The organism is Kitasatospora sp. NPDC093558 (assembly GCF_040683475.1).
In the GTDB taxonomy this organism is placed as follows: Bacteria; Actinomycetota; Actinomycetes; order Streptomycetales; family Streptomycetaceae; genus Kitasatospora.
Map to the genome: position 1 here is coordinate 19,797 of NZ_JBFBDY010000031.1, position 9,681 is coordinate 29,477.

A 9,681-nucleotide genomic window follows, 5' to 3' on the forward strand; every position below is an offset into this window, starting at 1 on the left:
GTTGCCCGCCCCCGCGCTGGAGGGGCGGGCAACCGGCCCGTGTGGGGCGAGGCTGCGCCGAGGGCAGTGGGCGCGGCCGGGTCCTAGTAGAGGACGTGCGGGTAGTACACGCGGGTGTCGAGGTTGCCGTTGCCCTGCAGGGCGCCGATGCTGCCGCCGTTGCCGGTCGCGGCGAGGCCGTTGTTCTGGTTGCTCGCGCCCGAACCGGTGGCCGTCTGCTGGGTGCTGACCACGTTGCCGTGGACGTTGCCGATGATGTTGTTGGAGCCGGTGTTGCTCACGACGCTGCTGTTGGAGTGCTGGTCGGCGCCGGCGGCGTTGTCGGCGTGCGCGGTGGCGGCGCCGACGCCGACGAGGAGGAAGGCGCCGAGGGCGGTGACGGCGGCGGCTGCACGAATACGGGACACGCTGGTCTCCCTGGAACTGGACTTGCGAAAGGTGGCGCGATCCGGAGTGGCCGCTCCGTGGCGCCGTTGCCTGGCGTCGCGTGATCAGCATTCACCAGGGGGGCGGGCGAACTCCACCAAATGGGTGGCAATTCGCCCGATGGTGTCATGGTGCGGGCATTTCCGGTGGGTCGGCGGGCCTGCACTTCTCCGTTCAAGTATCTCTGCGCGGTGGAGAGTTGGTGGAGGGGTCGAATGGAGTCCACAACACCGGTCGGTCAACACGGAGTTGACCAGGCATCGTCAGAGAGAAAGAAATGGTCGACGGATAGTCGCACTGGCACACTGGGTTCCCATGTCTGAAGGTCTCCCGCCCGACCACGCCCCGGCCGAGGATCTGCGTACGACCGAGGTCGATCTCGGCGGCCTGGTGAACGTCCTCGCCACGCATCTCTACTCCACCCCGCTGGTCGCCCTGCGCGAACTCGTCCAGAACGCCCACGACTCGCACACCCGCCGCCTCCTGGAGGACCCGGACGGCGACCACCACCCGCTGATCCGGGTGCGCGGCGACGCCGTCCGCCGCACGGTCGCCGTCGAGGACACCGGGGCCGGCCTCACCGAGCCGGAGATCCACGCCTACCTCGCCACCGTCGGCACCGGCTACACCCGGATGCTGCGCGAACTCACCGGCAACCAGGACCTGATCGGCGCCTTCGGCCTCGGCTTCCTGTCCGCCTTCTCGGTCGCCGACGAGGTCGTCGTCACCACCACCTCGCACCGCGAACCGGCGCTCGGCCACCGCTACCGCAGCCGCGGCGGCCAGCAGTACCGCGTCGAGCCGGTGCCCGCCCGGCCGCGGCCCGGCACGGTCGTCGAGCTCACGCTCAAGGACGAGCACGCTCACCTCGCCGACGAGGACGCCCTGCGCGAGGTGCTCGCCCGGTACTGCGTGCTGCTGCCGATCCCGGTCTACGTCGGCGACGACGAGGAACCCGTCAACGCCGTCGACGTGCCCTGGCGCCGCCCCTCCGACGGCGACCCGCACGAGGCCCGGATGCGCTTCGCCTCCGCCTTCGGCCGCCGCTTCGAGCCGCTCACCGCCTTCCCGGTCGAGCCGGTCGACGGCGGCACCGACGCGATCGGCCTCCTGTGGGTCCAGGACGGCGGCACCTACGGCAGCAGCGACAACCGCGACCTCGCCGTCTACCTGCGCGGCATGCTGCTCGCCGACGACGCCCGCGACCTCCTGCCCGGCTGGGCCGGGTTCATCGGCGGCGTCGTCGAGTCCGGCCGCCTCACCCCCACCGCGAGCCGCGAGGACCTCCAGCGCGACGAGCACTACCGCGCCCTCCAGCGCACCCTCACCGACGCCATCGTCGACGGCCTGTACGAGACCGCCCGGCTGCGGCCCGCCGCCTGGCGCCGCATCCTCACCCGGCACGGCCAGGACCTCCTCGGCGCCGCGCTCTGCGACGACCGGCTGTTCACGCTGCTCGCCGACGACGTCCCGGTGCCCACCTCGCAGGGCGACCTGACCGCGGGCGCCCTGCGCGCCGCCGGCGGGGGAGCGGTGCACGTCGCGCTCGGCAGCGGCGGCGGCTTCGAGGAGATGCTGTACCGGGCGATGCGGGTGCCGATCGCCCGCGGCGAGCGGTACGCCGTCCTGCCGTTCCTGCGCCGCTACGCCCAGCTGCGCGGCTGCCGGCTGGTCGAGCTCGGCAGCGAGCAGGGCGACCGCTCGCTGTTCCGCGACCCGGAGCGCCCGCTGCCCGCCGAGGAGACCGCCTGGCTGGCGGGCGCGCTCGCCGACCCGGGCGAGCAACTGGTGCCGGCCCGGTTCGACCCGCCCGGCCTGCCGCTGGTCCTGGTGCCGGACCGGGAGGCCGAGCTCAAGGCACGGATCGAGGACGACCGGGCCGACGCCCGCATCCCGTCCGCCGCACTGCGGCTCGCCCGGGCGTTCACCGCCCGCACCGACGGCGAGGTCAGGGCCCGGCTCTACCTCAACCTGTCCTGCCCGGCCGTGCGGGACCTGCTCGACGCGTACCGCTCTGGGCACACCGGCAGCGCCACGGCGGCCGGGCTGCTGCGCTCGCTCAAGGTGATCATGGCGGCGGCCGGACCCACCGGCTCCTCCGGCGGGGACCTCACGGCCGCACTCGCCGGTGTCGGCACCGCCGTCTCCGCCCTGACCGCTGCCGTCCCGGCCGGCCTGGCGGACGTCCCGGACAGCCCGGGCGCGCTGTCGGGCGAAGCGTGACGGACCGGCCGGGCGCGACCGACCGGCCGAGCATGACGGACCGGCCGGGCGTGACGGACCAGCGAAGCGCGACCGGCCGGCCGGCAGCGTCAGTGTCAGTGGCGCCCGGCACACTCTCCATCAGCACGACGCAGGGGGACGAGGCATGACGACGGACATCTGGGCCTGGGTGCACGAGGCCCACCGGCAACTGGCCGAGGCGGGCCACCACCGCCTGGCCGAGGCCATCTACGCGCTGCCCGGCCACGCCAACGAGGGCCGCAACGACGAGCTCGACGCCGTCTACCCGGAGGCGCTGGCCGCCGCCCGGGCGCTCGGCCTGCCCTGGGTCGAGGTCTACCTGCGGCACTGGCGGATGCAGAACCTGCTGAACAAGCGCCACCAGGGCGAGCAGGCCCTGCCCGAGGTGGTCGACCTGCTGGAGTTCGCCCACCGCGAGGAGACGGCCGGCTGCCCGCAGTCCGTCTGCGTGGTGCAGGACTTCGCGATCTGCCACGCCCGGGTCGACGGCCCGGGCTACGCGCCCGAGCGCCTCGCCGTGCTCACCGAGACGCTGGAGCGGATCGAGCCCGCCCGCTCGTGCTTCGACTGCCTCTCCCGCGAGTACTCCGACGCGCTGGAGGACGACGGCCGCGGCGAGGAGGCCCTCGCCCACCTCGACGCCGCCGGCGCCCGGATGCGGGCGGCCGGCCAGCGGCTCTCGCTGGAGTACCACCACGCCCGGGCCGGCACCCTGCTCCGGCTCGGCCGGTACGAGGAGGTCCTCGGCCTGCTCGACACCGCCGAGCGGGCCGAGCGCACCGCCGGGCGCTCCCTCGGCGAGAACGACCGGCGCTGGGGCGCCCTGCTGCGGGCCCGCGCGCTCGCCACGCTCGGCCGCACCGACGAGGCCCTCGCGCTGCTGCCCGCCCGCGACGACGCCGAGCGCTACGCCGACCTGCGCGAGCACTGGACCAGGACGGTCGAACTGCTGGTCGCGGCCGGCGCCCGGGAGAACGACGCCGAACTGGGCGCCGTCCTGGCCGGCTGGGTCGGCTACCTCGACGCCGCCGGCGCCCACCGCCCGTGCGTCGACCTGCTCCTGGCGGCGGGTCGGCTCGCCCTCGCCCGCGGTGCCCGGACGGTGGCCCGCACGCTCGCCGCGACGGGCGAGCGTAAACTCACCTGCTTGCGCCGCACCGACGGCGTGGCCGCGCAGGTGGCCGAGCTGCGGGCCGCCGCCGAGGCGCTGCCCGAGCCCGAGCTGCCCGTCCCGCCGGGGGAACTGATGGCACACCTCGCCGAGGCGGGGGTGCCCCACGAGACCGGCGCCGACCTGCTCTCCGTCGCCCTGGACCGGTACCGGGGTGAGCAGGCCGGCGCCACCGCCCTCGCGGCCGAACTGGCCGCCGTGCTCGGCCGGCTCGGCCACGCCAGGGCCGCCGCCGACCTCCTGTGGGAGCGGCTGGACGCCGACCCGGCCGGCGAGGTGCTGCCCGGCCTGCTCGGCGCCGTGCTGATCGACGCCGGGGACGGCGACGGCGTGCGCCGCCTCGCCGACCGGCTGGCCGCGACCAGCCCGGCCGACGGGCACTGGGTGCGCGCCCGCTGGGCCGCCGCCGAGGCCCGCTGGGCCGAGGTGCTCGAACACTGCGCGGCGATCCTGGCCGAGCACCCGGACCGGATCAACACCCGCCGCCTCGCCGCCGGCGCCGCCACCGAGCTCGGCGACCACGCGACCGCGCAACGGCTGTACCAGGAGCTCCTGGAACACGCGCTGCCCGTCGACGGCACCCCGGAGGAGGAGCTGCACCGGACGGTCCAGCCGCCCGACCTCTGGCACCTGATCACCGCGGCCACCGCCAACCGGGACTGGGCCGCGGTCCGCTCCACCGGGGCCCTGCTCGGCATCGACTTCGACGAGCCCGAGGGCCCGGTGGACGAGGAGTGGCAGCTCGTCACCATCCGCGCCACCCGGACCAACGGCTCCACGGCCGACCTCCCCGCCCTGCGCACCGGCCCGGCCACCGCGCGGCTCCTCCCGGTCCTCGGCGACGACCTGACGCTCAACCACGGCGACGTCGTCGTCTTCGCCCCGGCCCTCCTGGAGCCCCCGCCGGGGGACGAGTCCCCCGCGGCGGAGCGGGTGCGCTGGCGGCCGCTCTTCGAGCTGCTGACGCTGCTCGACCCGGCCGGGTACACGACGTACTGGATCGACGGCGGCTGGCCCGGCGACGAGGCCTGGCAGGCCCTGCGGGACGGCCTGGCCGCGTCCGGCTACGCGGTGTGGGCGTACAGCGGGGAGCAGTACAGCGTCACCGACCCGGCGGAGGAGGACGGCATGCTGCCCGGCATCTACGCGGCCCTCGGCGTGCCCCCGACCGCCTCCGCCGCCGAGGCCGACGCCCTGCTCCACCGCCTCACCGCCGCCTGGCCCCACCCCCTGGCCTGGCCCACCCTGGCCGAGGCGGCGGGTGCGGACGTCGCCCTCCACGAGGACATCGTCGAGCGCTACGGCCTCTGACCCTCGGGCCGATCGCCCCTGGGAACCTTCTCCGCCGCGTCCCTACCCGCCCCACCCGCAGGGGCTCCCCGCCCTCGACCGGGGAACCTTCTCCGTCCGGATTGAGTCTTGGTGATTGCTTTACCCTTTCATTGCCAAGACTCGATCCTCAGGAGCCCCGCACCGTGACCAGCCTCGCCCTCGGCCCGTCCTGGCTCGATCCGACCAGCCTGATCTCCGCCTTCGGCCTGCTCGGCATCCTCGTCATCGTCTTCGCCGAGTCCGGCCTGCTGATCGGCTTCTTCCTCCCGGGCGACTCCCTGCTGTTCACCACCGGCCTCCTGGTGGCCGGCGGCACCTACCTGCACCAGCCGCTCTGGCTGGTCTGCGCCCTGGTCGTGGCCGCCGCCGTCGCGGGGGACCAGGTCGGCTACCTGTTCGGCCGCAAGGTGGGCCCCGGCCTGTTCCGCCGTCCCGACTCCCGGCTGTTCAAGCAGGAGAACGTCGAGAAGGCCGCCGCCTTCTTCGACCGGCACGGCCCCAAGGCGATCGTGCTGGCCCGCTTCGTGCCGATCGTCCGCACGTTCACCCCGATCGTCGCCGGGGTGAGCAGGATGACCTACCGCACGTTCGTCGTCTTCAACGTGGTCGGCGGCGTCCTCTGGGGTGCCGGCGTCACCGTCCTCGGCTATTTCCTCGGCCGGATCCCTTTCGTCCGGGACAACATCGAGGCGATCCTGGTCGGCATCGTGCTGCTCTCGGTGGTCCCGGTGGTGTTCGAACTGCTGCGGGCCCGCCGTTCCGGCGCGTCCGCCGGGACCGGGCACCGCGCCGGGTAGGCGACTGCCGCGCAGGTCACCCGACGCGACGTACATGTGCGTTCGGCTGTTCGATCAGGCAAGGTGTAACCGGAGATCGATCGGTGGCCCGGTGCCACCAGGGGTGGCGAGGGAGCGGAAGTGCCGAAGCGGGGCCGGCCGGGCGGAGGCAAGCGGGCGAGGGGAGGACGGGCGGCCCGTCAGGCGCGCCGCACGGCGCCGGTGCAGCCGCTCCACCCCTCCGAGGCACCGCCCACCGAGGGCCTGCTCGGCCACCCGGCCCCGGTCGTCGAGCCGACCACCGTCGTGCCGCTCGTCCCGCCCGTCCCCGAGACCAGGGGCCTGCTGTCCCCGGAGCCCATGGCCCCCCAGCCGCAGCTCTCGCCGTCCCTGGCCCTGCCCTCGCGGCCGTCCGCCGCACGGCAGGCACAGCAGGCACAGCAGGACGACGCCGACGCCGACGCCGCCGACGCCGCCCCGGCCGACGCCCGCCCGCGCCGCCGCTCGGTCGCCGAGGACACCCTCACCCCCGAGGAGTGGCGGGCCGCCGGCTACACCCCGCCCACGGGCATCCCCGTCCCGGAGCTGACCCCCGGCGCGCCCGGCGAGGCGCCTTGGCCGGACCGGATGCGCACGCTCCTGCGCACCCCGATGTCCGAGCGCCCCGCGTTCGAGCGCACGGCCCGCGAGCTGCACCCGTCGGCGGCCCGGAACGTCCCCCGCATCCTCGACCTCACGCTGCGCATCGGCGAGCTGCTGCTGGCGAGCGGCGAGGCAGCCGAGGACGTCGAGGCGGCGATGCTCGGCATCGCGCACGCCTACCGGCTGGACCACTGCGAGCCGCAGGTGACCTTCACCCTGATCGGGATCTCGCACCAGCCCTCGCTGGTCGAGCCGCCGATCACCGCGGACCGCGTGGTGCGCCGCCGCACCTCCGACTACACCCGGCTGAACGCGGTGTACGAGCTGGTCGCGGACATCACGGCGGAGCAGGTCACGGTCAACGACGCCTACCGCCGGCTCGCCGAGATCCGCCGCAACCGGCACCCGTACCCGGCCTGGCTGCTCGCCCTGACCACCGGCCTGCTGGCCGGCGCGGCGACGTTCCTGGTCGGCGGGCGGGTGGACGACAAGGGGTGGCTGGTCTTCGCGAGCGCGTTCATCGCGGCCGTCCTCGGCGACCGCCTGGCCTCCGCGCTGGCCCGGCGCCGGCTGCCGGAGGTCTACCAGTTCGTCGCCGCGGCGATGCCGGCCGCCGCCTCCGGCATCATCCTGTCCTTCAACGACTGGGGCCTGCGCGGTTCGGTCGTGATCACCGGTGGCCTGTTCGCGCTGCTGCCCGGGCGGGCCCTGGTCGCCGCCGTCCAGGACGGCCTGACGGGCTTCTACATCACCGCCGCCGCCCGCCTGCTCGAAGTGATCTACCTGGTCGCGGGCATCGTGATCGGCGTGATGCTGATCCTCTACCTGGGCGTCGGCTTCGAGGCGAAGCTGCGGCCGGACGAGAGCCTGGTGGGGATCAGCAACCCGCCGGTCCAGATGGTGGCGGCGCTCGTGCTGACGCTCGCCTTCGCGATGCTGCTGCAGACCGACCGCCGCACCCTCGCCCTGGTGACGGTGAACAGCGGCATCGGCTGGGCGAGCTACGGCGTGCTGGTCTACAACGGCGGCGTCTCCCCGATCGTGGCCACCGGCGTCGCGGCCGGCCTGGTCGGCCTCTTCGGCCAGCTGATGGCGCGTTACCGCAGCGGCTCCGCGCTCCCGTACGTCACGGCGGCGATCGGCCCGCTGATGCCGGGTTCGGCGCTCTACCTCGGGATGCTCGCCTTCGCCCAGGGGCACTCCAGCGCCGGGCTGGTGTCGATCACCCGGGCCGCGGCGATCGCGATGGCGCTGGCCATCGGCGTGAACCTCGGTGGCGAGATCGCCCGGCTGTTCATGAAGCTGCCCGTCGGCGCGGAGCGTCCTTCGCTGTACCCGGTCGAGCCCCGCCGGGCCGCCAAGCGCACCCGGGGCTTCTGACCGGCCGTTGGACGGGTGTTGGACCGGTGTTGGGCTCCGGGCCACGCCACGGCAGGCAGGACGCAGGACCAGGAACGAAGGTAAGACCCATGACCACACTGCTGGACAGCTACCGCGAGCACATCGTCGCCGCGCACAAACAACCGCTGTTCCTGCTGCTGGTCGGGTTCATCACCTCCTTCGTGTTCATCCGGTTCAGCGTGCGGATGATCCGCGCCCAGGTGCGGTGGTGGCCGGGCAACGTCACGCCCGGTGGCCTGCACATCCACCACATGGTGTTCGGCCTGGGCTTCCTGCTGGTCGGGGGGATCGGGGTGTTCGCCACCTACGGCGGGCACCCGTGGATCGACGTGTTCGGGCTGCTCTTCGGCATCGGCTGCGGCCTGGTGCTGGACGAGTTCGCGCTGATCCTGCACCTGGACGACGTGTACTGGGGCGAGCAGGGCCGCAAGTCGGTGGACGCCGTGATCTTCGGGATCCTGTTCACCGCCCTGCTGCTGGTCGGGTACGTGCCGCTCGGCGTCGTGCCGGGACAGGAGACCAGGTGGGGGCTGATCACGGTGATCTCGGTCAACGCCCTGGCCTCGGTGATCACCCTGATCAAGGGCAAGATGTGGACCGGCCTGCTCGGCATCATGGTCCCCGGCCTCTCCTGGATCGGCGCGATCCGGCTGGCCCGGCCGAGCAGCCCGTGGGCCCGCTGGCGGTACGCCACGCGCCCCCGCCGCCGGGCGCGTGCGCTCCGGCGCGAGCGACTCCTCCACCGGCGCGCGGACCGGGCCCGCACCTGGCTCTTCGACCTGATCGCCGGCGCGCCGGACAAGGTGCCCGCCAACCACCCCGCCGCCCACCGGGTGGCCGAGCGGATGGCCGCCCGGGCCACCGCCCACCTGGACGCGCACGCCGCCCGGGCGCTGGCCCGGCGGTCGGCGCGGCTCGCCGACCGCCGCTCGGCCGCCGCCCACGCCAGGGGCACCGGCACCGCCGCGGCGGCGGGCGCGCACGAGGGCCAGGCGTACGGCGCGTCCGGTAGCGGGGGCGGTCGGGGCCGCAGGGCGCAGCAGCGCCGCCGGACGGTCCGGGCCGGGCGCAACCGGACGTACGCGGTGCGGCCGACCGGGCTGGAGCCGCGGCCCGAGCGCCACTCCTTCCTGCGGACGCACACCCGCCGGATCCGGCGGTAGTTCGTGCACCCCTTGGCTGCGGCTGCAGTTGTGGCCGGAGTTGTGGCCGGGGTTGTGGCCGGAGTTGGGCGCCGATCGGATCATCCGATGCTCACCCGGCCGGCGGTGCGTAATCCGTGTGTGAACGACGGTGGACTTGAGAACATGAGCAGTGAGTGACCGCTTCGTCACGCACTGGACACATCCCCGGGGCATCGCCCGGCTCCCTTCCGGCCCCCGCTCCCGCGCCGCGCCCGGCGGGTGGCCCGTCCGACCGCGTGGCCCGTCCGACCGCGACGCGTCCGACCCGCGACCCGTCCGGTCCGTGCCGAAGGGACGTCCCGTGGTGCGCAGGCTCCTGCCGACCCTCCTGCTCTCCCTCACCGCCGTGCTCGGGCTGCTCCCCGCCGCCCACGCCGACCCGGCCGACCCGGAGCCGCACCCCTCCGCCGAGGACGTCGACCGGGCCCGGGCCGAGGCCGACCGCAGGGCCGCGTCGGCCGGCGCCATCGAGGCCGGGCTGGCCGCCGCCCGGGTCGAGCTCGAC

General features: G+C 74.6%; 7 protein-coding genes. 6 read left to right on the top strand and 1 reads right to left on the bottom strand.

Features of this window, described 5'->3' with window-relative positions:
- Window positions 1–83: 83 nt before the first annotated feature.
- Window positions 84–407 (bottom strand): hypothetical protein, encoded by a 324-nt coding sequence (locus tag AB0O00_RS06000; RefSeq protein WP_363648883.1) that lies wholly within the window; start codon window positions 405–407, stop codon window positions 84–86.
- A gap of 334 nt (window positions 408–741) precedes the next feature.
- On the opposite strand from AB0O00_RS06000, the gene AB0O00_RS06005 reads away from it, so the two are divergent.
- From AB0O00_RS06005 to AB0O00_RS06030, 6 genes are all read left to right on the top strand, one after another.
- Entirely contained in the window at window positions 742–2,649 is a 1,908-nt protein-coding gene (locus tag AB0O00_RS06005; protein WP_363648884.1) for an ATP-binding protein, read from the top strand.
- Between the two features lie 145 nt (window positions 2,650–2,794).
- Window positions 2,795–5,152, top strand: a complete 2,358-nt coding sequence (locus AB0O00_RS06010; protein ID WP_363648885.1) for a hypothetical protein — start codon at window positions 2,795–2,797, stop codon at window positions 5,150–5,152.
- 164 nt (window positions 5,153–5,316) lie between these two features.
- On the top strand, window positions 5,317–5,970 hold the full coding sequence (locus AB0O00_RS06015) for a VTT domain-containing protein (protein WP_363648886.1): 654 nt from the start codon (window positions 5,317–5,319) through the stop codon (window positions 5,968–5,970).
- 120 nt (window positions 5,971–6,090) lie between these two features.
- Window positions 6,091–7,971: a threonine/serine exporter family protein gene (locus tag AB0O00_RS06020; protein WP_363648887.1), complete on the top strand. Its 1,881-nt coding sequence runs from the start codon at window positions 6,091–6,093 to the stop codon at window positions 7,969–7,971.
- Window positions 7,972–8,060: 89 nt separating this feature from the next.
- The gene (locus AB0O00_RS06025; RefSeq protein WP_363648888.1) at window positions 8,061–9,155 is read left to right on the top strand and encodes a hypothetical protein; all 1,095 of its coding nucleotides are present in this window, start codon (window positions 8,061–8,063) and stop codon (window positions 9,153–9,155) included.
- 322 nt (window positions 9,156–9,477) lie between these two features.
- The coding region (locus tag AB0O00_RS06030) for a hypothetical protein (protein WP_363648889.1) at window positions 9,478–9,681 on the top strand (204 nt) is incomplete at its 3' end.